Here is a 21,431-nt window from a genome sequence, read left to right as displayed (position 1 = left end):
CATAGTGCTCCTCTCACTAGGTTTCAGTGTCGCACGGAGGACCCACCTCCTCTTCCACCACCATCCATCATTCGACACTGGAACAGAAAAGGCTTCATGACGTCAGCGCGTCATGAAGCCTTTTTTGATTTCCAAATACCATATAAGCGTATATAATCTTGGAACCACAACATATTCCACATCCTGCACAGCTTTGCCATTAGCGTGCATAAGAAAAACTGGAGGCTTCATGTTTTCTGCTGCTACATATGCTGAGCGACGAAAGGCCCTGTGCGCTCGTCTTACAGAGCGTGGCGAAAAGGGATTATTACTGTTTCCGGGGCATGCTTCTTCCCCAATGAACTACACGGATAACGCTTACCCCTTCCGTCAGGATTCTTCCTTCCTCTATTTTTTCGGACACGATCATGAGGGACTAACCGGCGTCATTAATCTTGATGCAGGAGAATCATGGTACTTTGACCAAGGCTTCTCAATGGATGACATCATTTGGTCTGGAGCAACAGCTACACCTGAAGAACTGGCTGCCCGCTGCGGTGCAGAAAAGTATGGTGAAGAAAAAACACTTGTCCAAATGATCGCCGACGCAAAAAAAACTCAGCGTCCAATACATATTTTACCAGTCTACCGCGCAGACTCCCGCATGCGTCTCGTGCAACTACTGGACTGCGGGGTTATGGAAGTAGACACATTTGTTTCTACCCCGTTCATTAAAGAAGTAGTTGCATTGCGTTCCATAAAATCCATTGAAGAAGTAATGGAGATCGAACAGGCGCTGGAGACCTCCTACGCCATGTATGCTAACGCGCTTTCCGCTACGCGTCCCGGTGCTTCTGAACGACAGATTGCTTCCATTCTGCACTCAACACTGGCGCTTGCCGGTTCCACAGCTTCGTTCACCCCAATTTGTACTGGACGTGGTCAGATTCTTCACAACCATGAATACAGCCATATTCTCCACTCCGGCGACATGTTACTTATTGATTCCGGTGCAGAGTCTGAAAACCACTATGCATCTGACATCACACGCACATTCCCAGTATCCGGAACATTCACTGATCAGCAACGTGCTGTGTACACTATCGTGCTTGCTGCGCAGGAAGCAGCCATTTCCAAATGTGCACCGGATGTACCGTTTATTGACTGCCATATGACTGCTGCAAAAATTATCGCATCAGGCTTGCGCGACCTTGGTGTTCTTAAAGGCAATGTTGATGATATCGTAGATGCTGGTGCCCATGCACTATTCTTCCCGCATGGCCTCGGCCATATGCTTGGACTAGATGTACACGACATGGAAGGACTCGGTGAAGACTTCGTTGGCTACGACAGCACAATTACCCGTTCCGAAAAATTCGGGCTGCGCGGCCTGCGTCTTGCCCGTAAGCTTCAACGCGGTTTTGTTGTTACTGTTGAACCAGGTTGCTACTTTATTTCGGCTCTCATGGAGCAATGGGAAGCGGAAGGCACATGCAAAGAGTTCATCAACTTTGATACCGCAAAACAGTTTAGCGAGTTCGGTGGGATTCGTATCGAAGATAATGTCTACATCTCCCGTGACGGACACAGAGTACTTGGACAGCAGATTCCAAAAACAATCGCAGGAATTGAAGGCCGTATGCACGCCAGTTCACAACGATTGTTCCAATGCAATTAGCCAGTAATCCTCTATCATAGTCGCCTTCCCAGATTCTACGATACAGTCTTTTCCAACTAACAAAAGGAATCATCAATGCCTTTGTAGGAGAATACTGCATGAATAAATCTGACAAAGATGCCCGTCGGCAAAATGTTATTGAAGTATTGAACAAAGCGCGCAGCATGGAACTGCACGCCATTACTCAGTACATGAATCAGCACTACGGGCTGGACGACATGGATTACGGAGAACTTGCAAAACAGGTAAAACTGATTGCTCTTGATGAAATGCGTCACGCAGAAATGTTTGCAGAACGCATTAAGGAACTGGGCGGAGAACCGACAGCAGAACAATGTTGCCCCGTGGAACGCAAACAGCCCGTGAAGCGTATCTTCCCGTTCGATGCAAATCAAGAAGATGACACAATTGACCAATACAACCAGTTTCTCATCGTCTGCCGCGAAAACGGCGACAGCGTGAGTCAGAAAATATTCGAGACCGTCATCGAAGAAGAACAATTGCATTACAACTACTTCGATGCGATTGCAGGGCATATTGAAAAACTCGGCGATGTATACCTAAGCAAAATCGCCGGAACGCCAGCGTCAACAGGTCTCGCAAGCCAAGGCTTTGCGGTCACTGGTGGTGGGGAATAATTTTTTTGCCTCCGGCGCCCAGAGAACCTTTCTGTAGAAAGGATCCTCTGGACTCTCCAAAGACTTTTATCTGCGAGATAAGCAACGTTGCTTACTCAATTTCGCGGCTTATACCCCATGATCTTTCTTCAATAAAAAAGGGGCTGTCCTAGAAAATCTAGAACAGCCCTTTTGAATTCAAATAAATTAAGTTAAGCCGCCGAAGGCAAAAAACTAACTGCGATTAGCGACTTTCGATCACAGCGTAGGCACTGTGATTGTGGATTGATTCAAAGCTTTCGACTTCAACTCTGTACCAATCAATCTTCTCATGTTCACTAAGCTGCTTTGCAACGGCACGTACTACGTCTTCTACAAAGGTAGGGTTCGCAAAAGCGTACTCAGTTACATACTTTTCATCTTCACGCTTGAGCAGAGAATAAACTGGAGATGATCCGGCGTTATTAGCAATTTCGATAAATTCTTCAATCCATGCAAAACCACTCATGTTAATCTGAAGACGAATTTCAGCGCGCTGGCTGTGTGCACCTTCATCTGAAATAGCTTTAGAACATGGGCATACTGTCATAACCGGCACGCAGACTTCGAGCATGCAGCTCATTTCTTCATCTTCGAGTGCACCTGTAAGCGTAACTTCGTAGTTCATACGGCTCTTACGCTTGGTTGCCGGTGACGGCAGAGTCATAAAATATGGGAACGTAAAGGAAATAAAAGCATTGCGTGCGCTAAGACGTTCCTGAATCTGCGCAAGCAGGTCTCTGAGGCTATGGTAATCCAGTTCCTCACCGAAGGTTTCAAGGGACTCCACAAAGCGACTCATATGTGTGCCTTTGAATGCCGCCGGTAAATCAACCCCTACTTCCACTTGAGCTACGGTATGTTGTGCACCGTTCTCCCGATCACGCACCAGAAGAGGAACTCGTAAATTTTTCACTCCTACACTATCGATAGGAATTGCCACCTCAGATGAACTCATCTGTATATCTTGCAGTTTCTTAGGCAATGTCTTGTCCTGTTGTAGTTAAGTTTAATTTACCATGCTTAACCCCTTTCGTAGAGGTAAGCTTTTGAGCTAGTGCACGAATATTAGCTCCATTCCCTTTAAGAACAAGAACTTCTAAGCAATTGTCATGATCCAGATGCACGTGCAGGGAAGTAATGATCATATCATGAGCATCATGCTGGATCTCTGTTAAACGCTGCGCCAGATCGCTCTTATGATGATCATACACAAGCGTCAGCGTTCCTGCTAATTCTTTATCGTCCTGCTCCCATTCCTGCTGCACGAGAGTATTACGAATTAAGTCACGAATAGCCTCAGAGCGAGTCTGGTAACAGCGCTCTTCACATAAATCATCAAATTTTTCTAACAGTTCGGAATCAAGGGATACGCCGAAGCGGATTGTACGTCCCATATCTCCTCCAGATTTCCCGAAATTCTAGCGGGACAGTTCCCAAAGATTAACAGTAACTTTTGATGGTTGCTCGTATATAGCCGATGTTTTTTCAGTCAGCAGTTTGCGGGATTTCCATCCTCTTTTATCAAGCTGTGCTCTAAACTCTTTGTACACATTTCTATTGGGTTCTGCCACCCATGCACGACCATCAGGCACGAGGCAATGATCCAAAAAGTCGAGGACTGGTTCAACAAAACGCACTTCATACATAATGTCGCCACCCCACATCAAATCTACAGACTGTGGACGTACTGCTGGAAAACGCCAGTCCATAAGAGTCCACACAGGCTGAGTAACGTTGTTAAGATCGGCATTTTTTTTAGCAAAACGCAGAGCCTCAAACTCGTAATCCATTGCAATTACATTCGCACCGAGCCATGATGCAATAATTGCAGTGAGTCCAAGACCGCAACCGATATCCAAACAACGCTTGCCTGCAATCTGATCTTTATGCGCAAACAAATGCTCACCAAGTACCAGACTCGAAGGCCATAGTTCTGTCCAGTACGGCAAGCGCTCGTCATCGTCGAGATCATCATCCACCATGGCTTCCCATAGTGTTTCAAGATCAGCAGCTCTATCCAACGTCCAAGTACGTCCGCAAAGCGGCACTTCCAGACGCGGTGTATATTCAGAAAGTTGATTCATTAATCGAAACTACCATTGAGTTTTGCAGAAAAACGTTCAATAGCGCACCTTGTTTCATCCGTCTACAAAAGACAGCTGCTCCAAAATGCAGATATATGCAATTCAAACCAACATAGTCACACTTGTGACCTTTCCTTATCCTCGTTACTATACATTCAGGACCTTACAGGTCTCCGGCAGGTATATGCCTAAACCAGAAAAAGGCACACCCTGTTTTTCCATGCAACTAATAGTAAGGATATATATGCAATCTTCACCACTTACAGGACTCCACAAACAAGTCTGGACTGCGTTACTTGCAGCACTGATTGCTGTAGGAGCACTTATTCAACTTCCAATCGGACCGGTACCGGTAACCTTACAAACATTTTTCATTGTACTGGCAGGATACATCCTCGGCCCTGTCAGCGGTGCAGCAGCTATGCTACTCTACATCCTTGCAGGAGCCATCGGACTTCCGATTTTTGCCGGTGGTAAAGCTGGCTTCGCCGTTTTGTTTGGCCCTACGGGTGGGTACCTTCTCGGCTTTGTGGGCACAGCCTACCTTGCCGGCTTTGGAAAGCATAGCAAAAACAACTTAATGCCTCTCTTCTGGGGACTTCTGGGGCTGGCTTTTGTCTATCTTGTTGGCTTCCTACGCTTAAAATTTGTCCTCGATATTTCTTTTGCCAAAGCTGCCGCAATCGGCATTGCGCCATTCATCTGGGGTGACCTTATTAAAGTAGCTGCCGCCGCCACCGCGTTTCGCTTCTTACGCAAACAGGGACTGCTGCCAGAATGATCACCGCAGAAAATCTTTCCTTCACATACCGTGGAAATACTTCCCCTGCTCTGAACAACCTCTCCTTTTCCATTCCTAAAGGAGAACTTGTTTGCCTGTGCGGAACAAACGGAAGTGGCAAATCAACACTCTTCTCACTGCTGTCCGGTTTACAAACACCATCTTCCGGCACGTTGGAAGTTGGTTTCATCATCGCCAAGGGAAACGAGCAGCAACTTCGGGCGCAGAGCGCTTTAGTTTTGCAGGATGCAGATCTACAAATCATCGGCTCAACTGTAGCAGAAGACATGATGCTTGCGTTTCCTGCAAACGATGCGGATGCAGAAGCTACCTGTCGCGCAATGGCAGAGCGATTCTCACTCCTCGACCATTGGGACTCGCCTGTACATGCATTATCTTACGGACAAAAAAGAAAACTCTGCCTCGCAGTATCCCTGCTTTCAACGCCATCCCTTTTGCTACTAGATGAACCATTCTCCGGTCTGGATTATCCAGCCATGCTTGAAATGCGTTCCATTATGAAAGCAAACAAAAAACTAGGACTCACCCAGATTGTGTCGGTGCATGATCTTGAGCCTGTTATCGATCTGGCAGATTCAATGATCGTGCTGCATCATGGTGAACTTAAGGGAACAGGCGTACCGGAAGGACTCTTAAGTTCGCTGTTGGAATACGGAATACGACCACCATATTCATGGCTGCGTGAACACACGATTTCTCCTTGGGGGTAACAAGGCATTTTTCTGTTGCCCCCTCTGCACTCCCCCAACTGAAAAACAATTAGGGCTACTGTCCATTTGGTACAGTAGCCCTAATCATTTATTTATACTCACGACTGCGGCAAAAATAGTTTTTTGCTCAACGTACCTCGCCGTTAGAATGATTCTTCGAAAATAGCCGCAACTTCTTCTTCGGACATTTTCACAGGAGTACAAGCAAAGAGTACGTCCATAGTTTCCATAGCGTTCTTTGCCAGCTTTACACAGTCTTCTTTCTTCACACCATACGTTGTCAAAGAAAGTTCCCCCATGCCAATGTTATTGATAAGCTTATCGAGAGCATCAACAAATGCATATGGGCGCCTATCTTCTGGCAGACTATCAACATCAACATCCATAAAATATGCAAGATCAACCATGCGCTCCGGCATATGCGGAGTAAGATGCTTGAAGTACGCTCTGGAAAGCATAATCAAGCCAGCACCATGTGGAATTTGAGGATAGTACGCAGACAATGCGTGTTCCATGGAATGCAATGACATACATGATGACAAAGACTGACAGACGCCTGCGGCAGTGGATGCCCATGACACCATGGTTCTAGCTTCAATGTTCTGCCCTTCTTTCACAATTTCAGGCAGAAAAGTATTAATTAACTGCACTGCCTGCTGAGAAAGCAGATCACTGGTTGGCTGGCGCTGTACTGAAAGATAGGTTTCCACAGAGTGGAAAAACGCATCCATGCCAGTAAAAGCTGTAACCTTTGGCGGAACAGTAAGCGTAAACCAAGGATCGACAAAAGAAATAGTCGGGTACGTTGAATCATTCCCCCAACCAATTTTCTCATTGGTTTCACTATTAGTAATAACGGTCCATGGATCAGCTTCTGTACCTGTTCCTGCTGTGGTCGGAATGGCTACAATTGGCAAAGCAGGATTCGCTGGAGTTTTTCTACCACCCGTGCCTGACTGCATGTAATCCCAGTAGTTGCCCTCGTTGGTTGCCATTAATGCAATGGACTTCGCAGAATCGATAGAACTACCACCACCAAGACCAATAACAAAGTCACATTCATGCTGTCGGGCTAATGCAGCACCTTCAGTAACATGATCAAGGATCGGGTTTTCCTGAATCTTGTTGTAGACAACACTCTCTACGCCATTGTGGTTCAGCATGTTCTGCACAAAGGTCAGATAGCTGTGACGAATCATCGAACCGCCGGAGCTGATGACAATGAATGCTTTCTTACCCGGCACATTAGCCGGATTAGCAAGCTCTTTTAATTTACCACTACCGAAAATTACCTTTGTCGGCATGTGAAACATAAAATCGATCATATCCTAACTCCTTGCAGCTTTGAGCGTGTTTGCAACTATCTTTTAACAGCAATTAGTACTGCTTCAACTCTGACAAATTCACACAGCACCAACAACAAAGCAACCTCCTGTAACAATTACATCAAAAAACAATAACAAAAGGTTGCCCACTGGTACATATAAGAAGTACCTCCCCTAATCATACCTAATTTAGGTCAAGGGGACAGTATCCCCTTGCGGCTGCAAGGCAGCGCCTTGCCCGCCGGAGGCAAAACAAAAAAGCGATGGAACCATGTTCCATCGCTTAGTGATATTATTTAGCTTCAAGGAAAGCTGAAAATGCTTTCAAGGTCGCGTACAAGTCCGCCTTGCTTGCCAGCTCGAACGGACTGTGCATTGCCAGAAGGCCAGGACCAAAGTCGACGATGTTCATACCGTACATTGCAAGGTACATTGCAACAGTACCGCCACCACCATGATCAACCTTACCGAGTTCTGCCATCTGCCATGGCACACCAGCGGAATTCATTACACCACGCAGCCAGCCGAGGTACTCAGGATGTGCATCGTTAGCTTCGTACTTACCACGATGACCGGTGAACTTGCAAAAACACGGGCCGTAGCCAAGTGTTGCAGAGTTCAACTTCTCATGCACTTCCTGATAATCAGGATCCATTGCACCGTGTACATCAGAAGAAAGTGCACGAGTTGCCAACATTACCTGACGGAAGCGTGCGTTTGGATCCCATGCTTCAATGAGGTCTTCAATGCAATATTCAAAGAAACGAGACTTGGCACCAGTTGAACCTTCAGAGCCGATCTCTTCTTTATCCCATAAAACGAGTACCTGAGCGTAATCAGACGCATCGGCTTCAAGCAAAGCTTCAAGCGCTGTGAAACAGCAAATGCGGTCATCCTGACCGTAACCACCGATGATTGATTCATCCAGACCAACCATGCGTGCAGGACCAGCCGGAACAGCCTGTAATTCGGATGAGTACAGGTCTTCTTCATTAATACCGTACTTCTCGTGCAGGATATCGAGAACACGCTGCTTAATTTTTTCTTTAGGTGCATCATTGCTTTCTTCATCCTCCACTTCTACTGGACGATGAGCAAGGATGATATTCAGCTTCTCTGCTTCAAAAGCATCTGCGAGAACCTTTTTAGACTGATCCTGCGCAAGATGCGGAAGAAGGTCTGCAATGGTGAACACTGGATCAGATGCATCTTCACCGATATTCACAATAACCTTTTTACCATCTTCTTTTACAACCACACCGTGCAGAGCGAGAGGACGGGAAAGCCACTGGTACTTACGGATACCGCCATAGTAGTGGGTTTTGGCCTGTGCCACACCGCAGGTTTCGTACAACGGATGCTGTTTGAAATCGATACGCGGAGTATCTGCATGAGCACCGATAAGGTGTACGCCTTCAGCTAAAGACTTTGCACCCTTACGGGCAACAAACAAGGTCTTATCGTGGAGGATCGTGTAATATTTTCCAGAAGAAATATCAGTTGAGAACCCTGCTTCTTCAAGGCGCTGTACAGCATAGGCAATGGTTTCGCGCTCAGTTTTGCAGGTAGTAAGAAATTCAATGTAACGCGCAGCAAGAGAATCCATTGCTGCAAGATCACTGTCACTGGAGTAAACTTCCCAGCAACTTTTTGGCTCACAGGATAAGTTATTAGAGCTCATTCATATCTCCAATGCACTTAGCAGTGCTTAATTTATCGGGAAACAACTTGTAAGGCTTGTTGCAAAGCATCAATGACCAAAGTGAACTCTTTATCGGTCAAGGTACGGGGGTCTAGACAAAAAGCCTGCTGCTCAATTCGTCCTACAAGCGGAGGATTGCTATCAAGCAATGCTTTTTTAAGCATGGTTTCTGAAACAGCAGACGGTGTAATTGCAACAAGTGCTGTCGGTAAATCTCGTTCAGGGAAAGAACCACCGCCAACGCGGGAATTGCCATCCACTACTTTTACAGAAATCTGTTCACCACAGGCTTTTTTAATACGGTTTGCAAGGCGACGTGCACGCTGTTTCAACTGAGACTGCTCTGCAAACATCATAGAAAGAGTTGGAATTTCTATACGGGCAAGCTCCGGCTCACGGTATAAACGCAAGGTAGCCTCCAGCGCAGCAAGGGTCATTTTATCAATACGTAATGCACGGTTCATCGGGTTACGTTTGATCATGTCGATGTACTTCTTTTTACCGACAATAATCCCCGCCTGAGGGCCCCCAAGCACTTTGTCACCGGAGAAGGTAACAACATCAGCACCAGCACCCACTACCTGCTGCACAGTCGGTTCTTCGCCAATCCGCAGAGTAGAGAAATCAGTAAAACTGCCGCTACCGAGGTCTTCTATCACTGGCAGATCATGCTTCTTGCCAAGAGCAACCATTTCTTCCAGAGTCACCTCTTTATGGAAGCCAACAATCCGGTAGTTCGATGTATGCACACGCAGCAGCGCACCGGTTTCTTCTGTAATCGCCTGCTCGTAATCTCTAAGATGAGTACGGTTTGTGGCTCCCACTTCACGCAGGGTTGCACCGCTTTTTTCCATAACTTCAGGGATTCGGAAACTACCGCCGATTTCCACAAGCTGACCACGGGAAACAGGAACCTCTTTGTCCTTACACAGGGTATCCAGAACAATAAGCACTGCCGCAGCGTTATTATTCACAACAAGGCCAGCTTCTGCACCGCAAACTTTACAAAGCAGCTCTTCCACATGGCTATAGCGGCTACCACGCTCACCCGTAGCAAGATCAAATTCAAGGTTGGAGTAATACGCGCAAGCTTCAGTAACGGCTTCAACAGCAGACTCTGCAAGCAAAGAACGCCCGAGGTTGGTATGTACAACAACACCAGTGCCGTTAAGCACACGTCTAAAATGAGGACGTGACTGTGCGCGGATATACGCTTTCATACGCGGCAGAATGATACCCAGAGCAAGCTGTTCCTGCTCAGTGATAACACCTGCGCGAATCTCTTCGCGGCAAACATCAAGAAAGCCGTTCACGTGCTCGCGTACAATCGAGCGAGGAATATGGGAAAACTCACCCGACTCGGTAAGGGCATCAAGGACTTTATCAACAGATGGTAATGCGCGGAAAAGAATAGACAAGCGAAGCTCCTTAGCGCTGTAAAAATTCTGGGTGCAGAGCAAAAAATTCAGCAAGCAAGTACAATGAGCCACACAGCAACACAGATTTATCCCCTGCAATTTCTTTACTGCGGGTCAACGCATCCTGCAAAGAGTCACAGACTTCTGCCCGTTCATCAAAATGAGTTGCAAGCCGTGCTGCCGGTTCTGCCCTATCCATTTCTGTAAACTGAGGAAGCAGAATAGAGCCTTCTGTAAGCGCCTGAACCTTTGGAACAAGCGTCTGGATATCTTTATTGTTCATACAGCCAAAGATAATGGCGGCCGGTTTAACTCCGGTTTCCTGTAATGCAGCTGTAAGAACATCAAATGCCGGTTCGTTATGCGCGCCATCGAGGTACAAATCAGGAAGTGAATCCGTTGCTGACACATGCTGGAAGCGACCTGCTATCCATGCATCTGCAACACCAATTTCTTTCACATCATCCCAATCCATAATATCAGCAGGTTGCCATCCATAGATATCAACAAGCTGCTTGAACGCTGCAAGGGCAAGCATAGCGTTATCTTTCTGATGCGCACCAACCAGTCCAAAACGTTCAGTCTTTGGCAAAGTCACAGTGCCTTCAGCAGCAACAAGTTTTGCGCCTACTTTCTGCGCTTCTTCTTTTAGCACCGCCAAAGCCTCTTTGGACTGGATATGGGTAACTGCAGGCATACCCTTACGCATCGCACCAGCTTTATCGCGGGCAATCTCTTCAATAGAAGCACCCAGTACATCTACATGATCAAGTCCAATTGGTGTATACACCACAAGATCTCGCTCAATGGCAGTAGTAGCATCGTGTGCTCCACCCAATCCGGCTTCAAAAATAGCAAGGTCGACTTCGTAGTCAGAGAACATGAAGACAGCCATTACGGTAAGCAGCTCAAAATAAGTAAGATCCTGCCCTCCGCACTCCATAACATCGTTTGCCACATCACACCATTCTTCTTCATCCAGCATTTCGCCATTGATAAGAATTCGTTCACGTGGAGTAACAAAGTGTGGAGAGGTATACAGCCCAACATTCAATCCTGTAGCCTGCCCGAATGCAGACAGGAAGGAGCTGGTGCTACCTTTTCCGTTTGTGCCGACAACTTGAACCGCCGGATAATCAGGTCGTTTCAGTTCCGCTTCATGTAAAACCGCATCAATTCTGCTATGCGCCAGATCCATATGGAACAGGCCAAGCTTCATTAAATGCGCTTCAAAGTCATCATACGTTGCAAAAAAATTTCGTTCGGTTTCGCTCATGCAGTCGCCCTAGAATATGATTGCTTACAGGTCAATGCTTTTACAGCATCCATTTATGCTCAAAACTACAGATTATGGATGCCATAATTTGTACCTCGAGCATTTTGCAGCAACTTTCAAGACTCTGCAAAGCAAATTTGCACTGTAATTATCATCCACTAGCACTAATTTTACGTTTAGGATTTCATCCTGCATTGCATCGACATAAAATTGCACTTTTTTTCCTCAAAAATGCAATAAATTACATAAGAGGGCTTGACCATCCATCCAGCTTCGGATAAACAACAGCCCTCAACGCGCGCCAGTAGCTCAGTTGGATAGAGCAACGGCCTTCTAAGCCGTTGGCCGAGGGTTCGAATCCTTCCTGGCGCGCCACTTTTGCAAGTAAACCCGATAAGTTAAACACTTATCGGGTTTTTTGTTTTTCTGTGAAATGGCTTTGGGGGCAACTATCTATCAACTCAGTGCACTTTTAACTGCACAGTAAGCCAGACACCACCAACATATCCCAACAACTTAAACTAAAAACACTTTTTTCTTCAAAAACGCGTACAACTATAAACCAAACCTCCCAGTTCCTCCCCAAAACACAAAAGGCAATCTATAAATTCCCTCAAAAATGGGGGGAGCCAAAAGTGTAACATGTCTCAACGCACTACTCATTACCTTTAGTTTTGCACCCAAGGTAATGAGCCACACCCTTATAAAAGGAACTGTTGATAAAAAGCATTTCCATGCTAAATGTAGTCTGATCCTACAACAAACATGTGGCCATCAAGTTAGGCCACATGTTCATTGTGATACTCAAGATCATCTATGATCTATCTTTTGAATCTTTCTACTTATTTTCAATTTTTTATTTAAACAAATTAAATAGTTTTATGACATACAGCCATTTAGCTTGCGCATTTAGTATGATGTAGCGTGCCTATTATCACTAACCTATTGAGTAAATAGAGCTATGCCTAATGGAGCGATATAGGATGCTATGGTCTATGGAAAGAGAATCTAAAAAAAGAGTGGGGCAAATGCATAAAAGCATAGTTCGCTTGCTGCCTATCGTATTACTGGCCACCATCTTTTTTACCCTACTCCTCACCCATATTGATGCCTTAGATTTATTATACTCTTACACTCGTGCCCATGAAGAAATGCAGCTTGACGAAATCATTTTGGGCATAATCACCTTTATACCTATTAGTCTCATTGCTAGCTTGTATACAACACGCAAGTTCCTCTACGAGCTAGTACAAAAAGAGAAAGAACTTGAATATAGTGCCAACCATGACAGTATGACTAGGTTAGCCAACCGCAACAACCTGCTCCAATTACTGGATTCATTGCTGGTGAAAGCCAAACGACATGAAAGCCGTGTCGCAGTTCTCTTTATCGATTTGGATGATTTCAAATTAATTAATGACACATTGGGGCATGATGCTGGTGATGCTCTCCTATACCAAGTTGCGAAAAGATTAAGTGAGAATCTTCGGGAGTCCGATATACTAGCAAGACATGGTGGAGATGAATTTATCCTGTTGATATCCGGTATTGAGGAGAATAATTCAGCAAGTAAGGACAAAGATTCCTTCTGTAAGAAAGTAACTCTGGTTACTCAACGTATTCTTACAACAATACAAAAACCATTTTCAATCGAAAACCAGAACATCTACATTAATGCCAGTATAGGTGTCAGCATTTACCCTGATGATGGTGATGACAAATCAACTTTATTGATGCAAGCAGATACCGCCATGTACCGAGCCAAGGAGCATGGGCGTGGTACCTATCAATACTTCTCACAAGACCTTACTGCTAAGCAGAATAAATTAATGCTCATCTCAAATGATTTGCGTAGGGCAATTGATAACAAAGAATTTGTTCTCCATTACCAACCAATAGTAGAACTGAATAGCGGCAGAATGATAGGCGTAGAGGCGCTGATTCGATGGGTAAAAGATGGCAAGGTTATCTCACCAAATGACTTTATCCCAGTAGCCGAATCTATCGGGTTGATAAACCCTATTGGCGATTGGGTATTGGAAGAATGCTCCAGACAATTGCACAGTTGGAAGCAAGAGAATATCCCACTATACATTGCAGCTAATATTTCTGGTAGGCAACTATGGCAAAAAGATATCTTGGAAAAAATAATAAATACAACCAAATTGATAGGAGTTAGTAAGGAACAACTGGAAATTGAAATCACTGAGGGTACAGTGATTAAAGATAGCTTCCGGATAGCGACTGTATTTGATGGCCTTCAATCAAGTGGTATAAAAATCAGCCTTGATGACTTTGGAACTGGATACTCATCATTATCTCGGCTAAGGCAAATGCCCATAAGCAAACTCAAAATCGATAGATCGTTCGTTAACGGTATTCCTCTGAATACTGATGACATAGCTATTGTGAAGGCTATTATTCAGATGAGTGATACTCTTAGTATTGATTCTCTTGCAGAAGGAATCGAAACGGAAGAACAGTGGAGATATCTTCGTGACATAGGATGTCAGTATGGACAGGGGTATTACTTCAGCCAGCCTGTTCCTGCTAAAAAAATCGAAGAGTTATGGCATGACAACTATCTATCTTCTGATAAGCATTTAAATCCCCCTGCAGCCTTGACGACATAAGCTCCCAGCCACCAAGAGCAAAAACTTTTTTTATGGTCTACTGATTAACCCGCACTACAGTCTCACCAATATTCTTCAGAAGCTCCTCATAGCTCACCTGAACGGCAAGCGTATAGGCACTTCATTCCATGCACTTCCAGCATGCCCTTCGTAAGTTTCCCTTGAAAAGACATAAGTCAAAAATAACGTTTTCTGGCATAAAGTAGTTGGGCTATCTCTACTAAGAAGCACCCTTCTACTTTAAAAATAACCAGTCATGGGTTCAAGACATCGGGTTCCATAACGGTTGACTAACTCTTCCGATTACTTTGCGAGCCAACGGTGAGATTGCCTACAACCTAATACTCATATCCCTACGAAATCAAAAAACATTACCCCCTGCGCACTACTCAAAAATCAAACACTTACGAACAAAATCGTAAGTGCTTTTTTCTAATCTCTACAACGTTCCACACACAAAACTATCTTAAGCAGTACACCTCGTTCCCCTAGCCTTGCTAATCATATTTCCTACAATTTCAAGCCCCCCTCGCCTTGAATACTCTTTTTTAAAATCATCTGCAGCATCTAACCATTCCGCAATAACTTCTTTAAAAAATCCTGTAAAAGCCATTTATATCCTGCATCTCCTAACAAAGGTCTCATCATGACTGGGGCCTGTAGCAGTAGATTTTTTTTTTTGCATAATATAAGAAAGTTGTATTAAAAAAAATTTCTATTCTTTTTGGGATAATTAATTTCTAGACAATGCACCATTTCACATGTGTATTGAGCAACGAATTACTCACATTCACACTGACACAAGTTACACAAGTGACCCCAGAGGAAAACATCAATATATTCTTTGTACTGACATTTACAGTGCAGAACAAATTATTATAAATTTAAAAGCTACCTTAACTAAAAGCTTAAGGTAACTTAAATCAAAATTGATTCCTCATAAAACTATTTAAGGAAATGTATGCCAAAACTACAACTACACAATCGTAATATGCATTATGAAGATCACGGTAACGGATTTCCCTTGTTGTTAGGACACAGCTATTTGTTTGATGCTGAAATGTGGCGTCCACAAATTGAGGCATTAAGCAAATATTATAGAGTAATTGTGCCAGACTTATGGGGGCATGGTAATTCCGAGGACTTACCAGAAGGCCACCAGACATTGACCGATCTGGCTCAAGACTACCTGGCACTGATGGACCATCTTAAAATTACGCATTTTGCGGTTATTGGTCTCTCTGTTGGTGGTATGTGGGGCACCGAACTGGCCGCGATAGCCAAGGAGCGTTGCACTGCTTTGGTGTTAATGGACACATTTGTTGGGCGAGAGCCTGAGGTAACGCACCAACGCTATTTTGCTATGATGGATGCCATCGAACAAGCAGGCACTATCCCATTGCCATTATTAGAACAAATTGTACCGCTCTTTTTCAGACGTACACCAGATCCCGCACTGACGACAGCGTTGAGCCAACACTTAGCAGCTCTGTCAGCGCAAAATTTAAGGAACAGCATTGTGCCACTAGGACGCATGATCTTTGGTCGTCCAGATCGTTGCAACCTACTGGAACAGATGAATATTCCAGCGCTTGTAGTGACTGGGGAACAAGATATGCCTCGTCCACCTCAGGAAGGACACTTAATGGCCGAAAAACTTAATTGTAACCAGACGATCGTGGCTGATGCAGGACATATTTGCACATTAGAGCAACCACAACGTGTAAATACACTTTTGCTGGAGTTCCTTGCTCAAACATTGCCAGCATAATACTTTCTCGACCCTAACTACCACAAAGGCTAAGGCTTCCAATCTGCATCCAAAGACATTTGTATCGTATTATGAAAAATGAACAGAGGGTCCTTTTGCGCTCCTCAGGTATAAACTCGTCACTAATGCAATCTTCGAATACAGCCACCTGTCCATCTAGGAAAAAATGCAAAAAATTCTTTTTAACTTACTGCTCGTTCTATGTCTGACTGGCTGCATGGGGTCCAAAACCCCTTTGTATGGAGTTCACCCGAAAGCCAAGACTGCCGAATTAACTTACACAGGAATTGGCATAGCCTCTGACTTCGAACTCAAAAACATTGCCACAGGCACATATAAAAGCATCGGACACCAAAGTGGCGTTGTATACCACACAGGGGCACAGAACATTACCCTCACTATTAATGCCGCCCAAAAGTGGAAAATTACAGCCACAAGCAGAAGACAAGGTTTTGCACTTCCTGATGCCGGAATTCGACTGCACAACCCTTATGTTGGAGTAGTAAAGTGTAACGGGAAGATAATTGGTAATATTGGTATCAGCATGCCTAAGGTAGATACCAAAAGAGAGATATTTAAACAGGCAGGACTTAATAGCCTTGTAAACGCCAATCTTACACTGAGTGGTGGTGCAAAAATTCTCAACAAGCGCTACCAGCTTAAATCTGTTTACAAAGATGAAAAAGGGGAAAAGCACGATTCACCGCTTGGCTACAAGGTAATGAGCGGGAAAAAAACTCTTGGAGTTGTAAAAGTTGGAGAAAACATGTTTGGCGGAGCTACAATGACTGTATGGATCACCCCAGGTCTTTCGCCAGTTGTTGAACAAAGCGTTGTAACCATCCTGCTTCTCTCTGGGTACGCAATCTAAGTCTAAAACATCAAGCTTCCCCCTTAGCGCAAACAGTTAGGTTCGCCCGTTCAAGCTCATACATTTATGAGCGATTTGGCTTTAATTATGAATCTGAATGCATAATGCAAAATCTCTGAAATAATAAAACTTAAGGACTTACGAAAATCGTAAGTCCTTTTTCCACTCTTTAGCCTCCACAAGCTACTCACCGAGCTATTCCACTCTCTCAAGTTGCTTGCAGTCAGACTATAGATACACTTCCGGCTGCTTCGGTTCTTGAAAAAGCTTATTTAACCTGATTGAAGCATCCTTAACTGGACTTGGCTTTATTGCTCTAGCACTTTGAGGACAATTCTTAATACAGGCACAACACGTGATACATTTTTCTTGATCAATCAACGTATAGTCTTGCGAAGCTATAGCCCCTACAGGACATATTTCTGCGCAAACACCACATTGAATGCATAAATCATTCACAGCAATAAAATCTACATTCCACAACGTTGTCACACCGCCATACGGTCGCACTCCCGGCACCTCTATGTCAGACAGTTGAGAGGAGAATGAAACTGCCTCCAACTTCTTACTGATACTGCGTCCAAAATCTTCTGCATGCGCCAAATCATCCTTATTGGGACGCCCTTCGGCAATCGGAGTTTCTGCATTTGAAAATGAATGCTCACCAATGTAAGCACCGCATCCAACAGGAATACACCCGCATGTTTCTACAATATCTTTCAATTCCAACAACGCATCATCATAAACACGGTTGCCATAGACAACTACACAAACCACAGGAGTCTTACTGGATTTAATAGTCTTAAGCCATTCTACTACGAGTGCAGGAACTCTTCCCATGTAGACAGGAACCGCCACCACAAGCAGTTCATTCTCTGTAGTCTGCAATGACTGTTCTCTTCCGCTCGGTGTGGTTATATCGATCAAATCCACAGAACTAGGATTAATACCTTTCACAATCCCTTGAGCAACTGTTTTCGTTGTTCCAGTTGGGGAAAAATATACTATTTTTGCAGAATCTATTTCCATTTCATTCCCTTCGACAATTGCTCATTAAATTGCTGCAACGTCTTTACGCTTTTCGGTCGTTTTTTTTCGGCACTAACACCTTGTAAAGACAATTTATTTTTCTTTACGTGACGTAACGTAATTAAACTTGCCAACATATGTCAAGCATGGCAAAATATTTTTTGCAAGAATAACTATAGGATGCGTATGGAAAATACAAAAATTGGACGCCCTAGGTGTGAAAAAGCACAGCAGGCCGTAATGAAAGCAACTCACGAGCTGTTAAACGAAAAAGGCGGTTCCGGACTTACTATCGAGGGCATAGCTAAGCGAGCTAAGGTTGGCAAACCCACTATTTATCGCTGGTGGCCGTCATTGGCAGATATAGTGCTAGATGTCGTCTTGCGTCAGGCTGGTACCGATATTCCAGTCATTAAATTTGAATCGTTAGAAAAAACACTTCATGAATTTTTAAGACAATCCATGAAAGCAACCGTTGACTGGGGCGGTGCTCATTTGCGTTTCTTAATAGCGCATGCCCAAAAGGATGAAGACTTTCGCAAACGGTTCAGGAATAATTTTTCGTTAACACGACGCTCAGTCTTACTATCTATTTTCCAGCAAGCGGTAGAACGTGGAGAAATTAGCCCTGAACAAAATCTGGAGATTTTAACAGACCTTATTTTTGGCTCCATGTGGTATCGTCTGCTCATAGGTCATGCCCCAATGGACATGTCTTTTGCTGAAGAACTAACTGAAATTACTATTCAAATAACAAAAAACAAAAGTACATCATAAATTTACTCATAAAAAAAAGACTCCGTTTTGTATCGGAGTCTTTTTTTCTATTCATCAATAATTCTTACTTTGAGGAAGAGCTTTCAATAGCGATCTTTTTTGCACTACTTTCAAGACTTTTGGCTCTCGGCATAGTGATACACAAAACTCCATGTTCCAACTTTGCCTTAATATTATCTTTATCAGCGTCTTCAGGAATATTGAGAACCCTTCTAAATGATCCATAGGAACGCTCCACGCGATAATATCCCTTATCTTCCTTCTTCTCTTCAAACTTCTTTTCCGCGGAGAGAATCAGCAAGTCATTCTTGAGTTCTATGGACAAGTCCTCTTCCTCAATCCCGGGAAGATCAGCTTCAATGACATACTCTTTTTCAGTTCCGTATACGTCGATTTTAGGTTTTATCATAACGTGCTCCAACCTCTTGTCAGCCACATCAACCATGTGACGAGGTGGAAGAAAACCGAAATCAGAAAACATTGAATCCAACATACGATCAAACTCGGCATGGAATTGGTCAAACGGAGGAGCATAACCTCTTAGTCTCCGCTCCGCATGCTTAGCTGGAAGGATTTTCTCTTGTTCACTTTCCCTCTTGAACCAATTCCAGGGATTCAGCCTAGAAACGACCATAGAACCTTCTTTAGACTTAGAAGCAGTCATAGCATCCTCCTTGGACATTTTTTAGTTTTTGTCTATTTTTCAGGATAGACCGGTTTACAATGAAGTCAAGAAACAGACTTAACTTATATAGCATAGTAACTATGCTACTATTTTGCAGTCTGTTCCGAGCTATCAGCTTCATTCAACCTACAATCTCATTAACTATCCACAAAATAAAACCCCTCCCACAACAGAGGATTCTGTGGAGGAGGGGTTTAGTTCTTAAGCGAAGCAATGCATCTGATGAAAACTAATCCTTATCAATATCGTACTGTTTCATTTTACGAAATAAGGTTCGTCTATCCACCTGCAAAGTGCGGGCTGTATGAGAACGATGCCAGTCATTTGCTTTAAGAATATCTACGATATACTGACGTTCAAAACGGGACATAGCAGTTTCTAGCGGTTCCTGAAGCACTTGCATGCCCGATCTATCACTACCTGTAATAATGCGTTCCCCGCCAAGTGTCAGAGTTCCAAGGTTCAGATACTGATGCAATGCGTTCTGCATTTCTCTGATATTACCCGGCCAATCATATGCCATGAATGCATTAAGTACTTCTGTTGTGATCTGCGGACGACTATCCAACTCAGGCAACACCCTGAGGAAATGATCAATAAGCAACGGGATATCTTCTTTACGCTCACGTAATGGTGGAATGTAAATAGGCACAACATGAATACGATAGTAGAAGTCACTACGCATCTGTCCCTGCTGAACCAACTCCATCAAGTCCCTGTTTGTTGCCGCAACAATACGTGGACGAGCATGTACAAGTTCTGTACCGCCAACAGGAGTAAAGCCACCGCCTTCAATTGCACGGAGCAATTTTATCTGCCCGATAAGACTAATTTCGCCTAATTCATCAAGAAAAAGTGTGCCATCATCAGCCTGTTCAAGGTAGCCCTTACGGTTTGCAACCGCACCGGTAAATGCACCCTTTTTGTGTCCGAAAAACTCACTTTCAAAGAGCTGTTCTGGAATTGCACCGCAGTTAACTGGAACATAGTTACGGTTAAATCGCGAACTGTTGTCATGCACAGCACGGGAAACAAGTTCTTTACCAGTACCAGACTCACCGTACACGATCACGTTATCATCGGTTGCACCGGCCTTCAGAATCATTTCATAAATGTTCTGCATTGGGTCTGAATCGCCAACAATGTTACCGAAGTAGTGCGCCTTCATTTTACTTTTAAGAAGACGGTTCTCTTCACAAATGCCCAGTTCCTGCAATTTACTTTCGGTAACGTCAGAAATAAAACCTTCAATTGCAAATGGTACACCGTCATCATCATACAAACCTACAGCCTGCTCACGGACCCAGCGTGAATCACCTGCCTCAGTCTGAATACGGTAAACATGCTCAAAACGCAGCTGTGCCGCCAATGCAGCCTGCAACCGCTCGGTAAGCTCTGCCCTGTCTTCTTCAACAACAACAGAAATGAACGGTTCCATACCACCTTCAGTAAAGTGCGTATGAGGAAAGCCAGTGAGCTCGTAGGTGCCAACACTCATAAACTGCATAGTGCGTTGCGCATCAACTTCACTGCGGTAGGCAATACCCGGTAAGTTATCCATCAGTGTATTTAACTGACGTTTGTTTTCACTCAATTCCTGCTTTACAAGTACGTTTTTTTCCTCAAGCCGTTCACGCATACCTTTGAGAAGCAAATGGGTATGCACCCTTGCTACCACCTCTGCCTGATGAAACGGCTTGGTAACATAGTCAACGCCCCCGACACTAAAAGCACGAGTTTTGTATTCCGGATCTTGCATGCTGGAAATGAATATTACCGGAATACTGCAGGTCGCATCCTTTTGCTGTAGCTGTTCACAAACAGCAAAGCCATCCATATCCGGTAATACAATATCCAGCAGGATAAGGTCAGGACGTTGAACGATGGCATGCTCAAGCGCCTTTTCACCAGTTTTTGCAACAACCAGCGCATACTTTTCCTGAAGGTTATCTACAAGAATACGGAGGTTGACGGGGTTATCGTCAACCAAAAGAATCAAAGGTTTTTTTCTCACAGCGTCTCTCATCCTTGT

Annotated in this window: 19 protein-coding genes and 1 tRNA gene; 9 read left to right on the top strand and 11 right to left on the bottom strand. The window is 44.2% G+C overall.

Annotated elements, in window-relative coordinates; all coding sequences use genetic code 11:
• Positions 1–229 precede the first annotated feature (229 nt).
• Complete coding sequence (locus BUR09_RS10100; protein ID WP_074216811.1) at positions 230–1,657, top strand: aminopeptidase P family protein; 1,428 nt, start codon at positions 230–232, stop codon at positions 1,655–1,657.
• Positions 1,658–1,755: 98 nt separating this feature from the next.
• Positions 1,756–2,295 carry a ferritin-like domain-containing protein gene (locus BUR09_RS10095; protein WP_074216810.1) on the top strand — a complete coding sequence of 180 codons (540 nt, stop codon included), beginning with the start codon at positions 1,756–1,758 and terminating at the stop codon, positions 2,293–2,295.
• Between the two features lie 223 nt (positions 2,296–2,518).
• Here BUR09_RS10095 and folE2 read toward each other — a convergent pair whose 3' ends face one another.
• From folE2 to BUR09_RS10080, 3 genes are read right to left on the bottom strand one after another with little or no spacing between them, the layout of a single operon-like run.
• A complete protein-coding gene (gene folE2 / locus BUR09_RS10090; RefSeq protein WP_074217049.1) occupies positions 2,519–3,286 on the bottom strand; it encodes a GTP cyclohydrolase FolE2 in 768 nt (255 codons plus the stop codon).
• A 4-nt stretch (positions 3,287–3,290) separates the two neighbouring features.
• Complete coding sequence (gene nikR, locus BUR09_RS10085) at positions 3,291–3,710, bottom strand: nickel-responsive transcriptional regulator NikR (protein WP_074216809.1); 420 nt, start codon at positions 3,708–3,710, stop codon at positions 3,291–3,293.
• A gap of 24 nt (positions 3,711–3,734) precedes the next feature.
• Positions 3,735–4,400 carry a class I SAM-dependent methyltransferase gene (locus BUR09_RS10080; RefSeq protein ID WP_074216808.1) on the bottom strand — a complete coding sequence of 222 codons (666 nt, stop codon included), beginning with the start codon at positions 4,398–4,400 and terminating at the stop codon, positions 3,735–3,737.
• 244 nt (positions 4,401–4,644) lie between these two features.
• Here BUR09_RS10080 and BUR09_RS10075 point away from each other — a divergent pair, with 244 nt between their 5' ends.
• Positions 4,645–5,181 (top strand): biotin transporter BioY, encoded by a 537-nt coding sequence (locus tag BUR09_RS10075; RefSeq protein WP_074216807.1) that lies wholly within the window; start codon positions 4,645–4,647, stop codon positions 5,179–5,181.
• Entirely contained in the window at positions 5,178–5,912 is a 735-nt protein-coding gene (locus BUR09_RS10070) for an energy-coupling factor ABC transporter ATP-binding protein (RefSeq protein WP_074216806.1), read from the top strand. Before BUR09_RS10075 ends, BUR09_RS10070 begins: the two co-directional genes overlap by 4 nt.
• 143 nt (positions 5,913–6,055) lie before the next feature.
• Here the strand turns inward: BUR09_RS10070 and BUR09_RS10065 are convergent, their stop codons facing one another.
• From BUR09_RS10065 to BUR09_RS10050, 4 genes are all read right to left on the bottom strand, one after another.
• Positions 6,056–7,237 (bottom strand): iron-containing alcohol dehydrogenase, encoded by a 1,182-nt coding sequence (locus BUR09_RS10065; protein ID WP_074216805.1) that lies wholly within the window; start codon positions 7,235–7,237, stop codon positions 6,056–6,058.
• Between the two features lie 292 nt (positions 7,238–7,529).
• Positions 7,530–8,918, bottom strand: a complete 1,389-nt coding sequence (locus BUR09_RS10060) for an aminopeptidase (RefSeq protein ID WP_074216804.1) — start codon at positions 8,916–8,918, stop codon at positions 7,530–7,532.
• Positions 8,919–8,950: 32 nt separating this feature from the next.
• Positions 8,951–10,357 (bottom strand): L-seryl-tRNA(Sec) selenium transferase, encoded by a 1,407-nt coding sequence (selA, locus tag BUR09_RS10055; protein ID WP_139296806.1) that lies wholly within the window; start codon positions 10,355–10,357, stop codon positions 8,951–8,953.
• Between the two features lie 10 nt (positions 10,358–10,367).
• Complete coding sequence (locus BUR09_RS10050) at positions 10,368–11,633, bottom strand: bifunctional folylpolyglutamate synthase/dihydrofolate synthase (RefSeq protein ID WP_074216802.1); 1,266 nt, start codon at positions 11,631–11,633, stop codon at positions 10,368–10,370.
• A gap of 298 nt (positions 11,634–11,931) precedes the next feature.
• Between BUR09_RS10050 and BUR09_RS10045 the strand changes: the two genes are divergently transcribed.
• Together BUR09_RS10045 and BUR09_RS10040 are read left to right on the top strand one after the other, a co-directional pair.
• Positions 11,932–12,008: transfer RNA gene (locus BUR09_RS10045), tRNA-Arg, on the top strand.
• 620 nt (positions 12,009–12,628) lie between these two features.
• A complete protein-coding gene (locus tag BUR09_RS10040; protein WP_175566018.1) occupies positions 12,629–14,266 on the top strand; it encodes a putative bifunctional diguanylate cyclase/phosphodiesterase in 1,638 nt (545 codons plus the stop codon).
• A gap of 466 nt (positions 14,267–14,732) precedes the next feature.
• Here the strand turns inward: BUR09_RS10040 and BUR09_RS16860 are convergent, their stop codons facing one another.
• The gene (locus tag BUR09_RS16860; protein ID WP_175566017.1) at positions 14,733–14,879 is read right to left on the bottom strand and encodes a hypothetical protein; all 147 of its coding nucleotides are present in this window, start codon (positions 14,877–14,879) and stop codon (positions 14,733–14,735) included.
• A gap of 348 nt (positions 14,880–15,227) precedes the next feature.
• On the opposite strand from BUR09_RS16860, the gene BUR09_RS10035 reads away from it, so the two are divergent.
• Both BUR09_RS10035 and BUR09_RS10030 read left to right on the top strand, forming a co-directional pair.
• On the top strand, positions 15,228–16,037 hold the full coding sequence (locus BUR09_RS10035; RefSeq protein WP_074216800.1) for an alpha/beta fold hydrolase: 810 nt from the start codon (positions 15,228–15,230) through the stop codon (positions 16,035–16,037).
• A 166-nt stretch (positions 16,038–16,203) separates the two neighbouring features.
• Positions 16,204–16,908: a hypothetical protein gene (locus tag BUR09_RS10030; protein WP_074216799.1), complete on the top strand. Its 705-nt coding sequence runs from the start codon at positions 16,204–16,206 to the stop codon at positions 16,906–16,908.
• A gap of 228 nt (positions 16,909–17,136) precedes the next feature.
• Here the strand turns inward: BUR09_RS10030 and BUR09_RS10025 are convergent, their stop codons facing one another.
• Positions 17,137–17,937 carry an EFR1 family ferrodoxin gene (locus BUR09_RS10025; protein ID WP_074216798.1) on the bottom strand — a complete coding sequence of 267 codons (801 nt, stop codon included), beginning with the start codon at positions 17,935–17,937 and terminating at the stop codon, positions 17,137–17,139.
• A 186-nt stretch (positions 17,938–18,123) separates the two neighbouring features.
• On the opposite strand from BUR09_RS10025, the gene BUR09_RS10020 reads away from it, so the two are divergent.
• Positions 18,124–18,714 (top strand): TetR/AcrR family transcriptional regulator, encoded by a 591-nt coding sequence (locus tag BUR09_RS10020; protein ID WP_074216797.1) that lies wholly within the window; start codon positions 18,124–18,126, stop codon positions 18,712–18,714.
• Positions 18,715–18,778: 64 nt separating this feature from the next.
• Here BUR09_RS10020 and BUR09_RS10015 read toward each other — a convergent pair whose 3' ends face one another.
• Together BUR09_RS10015 and BUR09_RS10010 are read right to left on the bottom strand one after the other, a co-directional pair.
• Positions 18,779–19,378 carry an Hsp20/alpha crystallin family protein gene (locus tag BUR09_RS10015; protein ID WP_245796725.1) on the bottom strand — a complete coding sequence of 200 codons (600 nt, stop codon included), beginning with the start codon at positions 19,376–19,378 and terminating at the stop codon, positions 18,779–18,781.
• A 250-nt stretch (positions 19,379–19,628) separates the two neighbouring features.
• Entirely contained in the window at positions 19,629–21,413 is a 1,785-nt protein-coding gene (locus BUR09_RS10010; protein WP_175566016.1) for a sigma-54 dependent transcriptional regulator, read from the bottom strand.
• Between the last annotated feature and the right edge of the window lie 18 nt (positions 21,414–21,431).

Origin of the sequence: Halodesulfovibrio marinisediminis DSM 17456 (assembly GCF_900129975.1) — a bacterium.
GTDB lineage: Bacteria > Desulfobacterota > Desulfovibrionia > Desulfovibrionales > Desulfovibrionaceae > Halodesulfovibrio > Halodesulfovibrio marinisediminis.
Note: the sequence above shows the minus strand (reverse complement) of the source record. Positions and strands in the feature narration are given on the sequence as shown.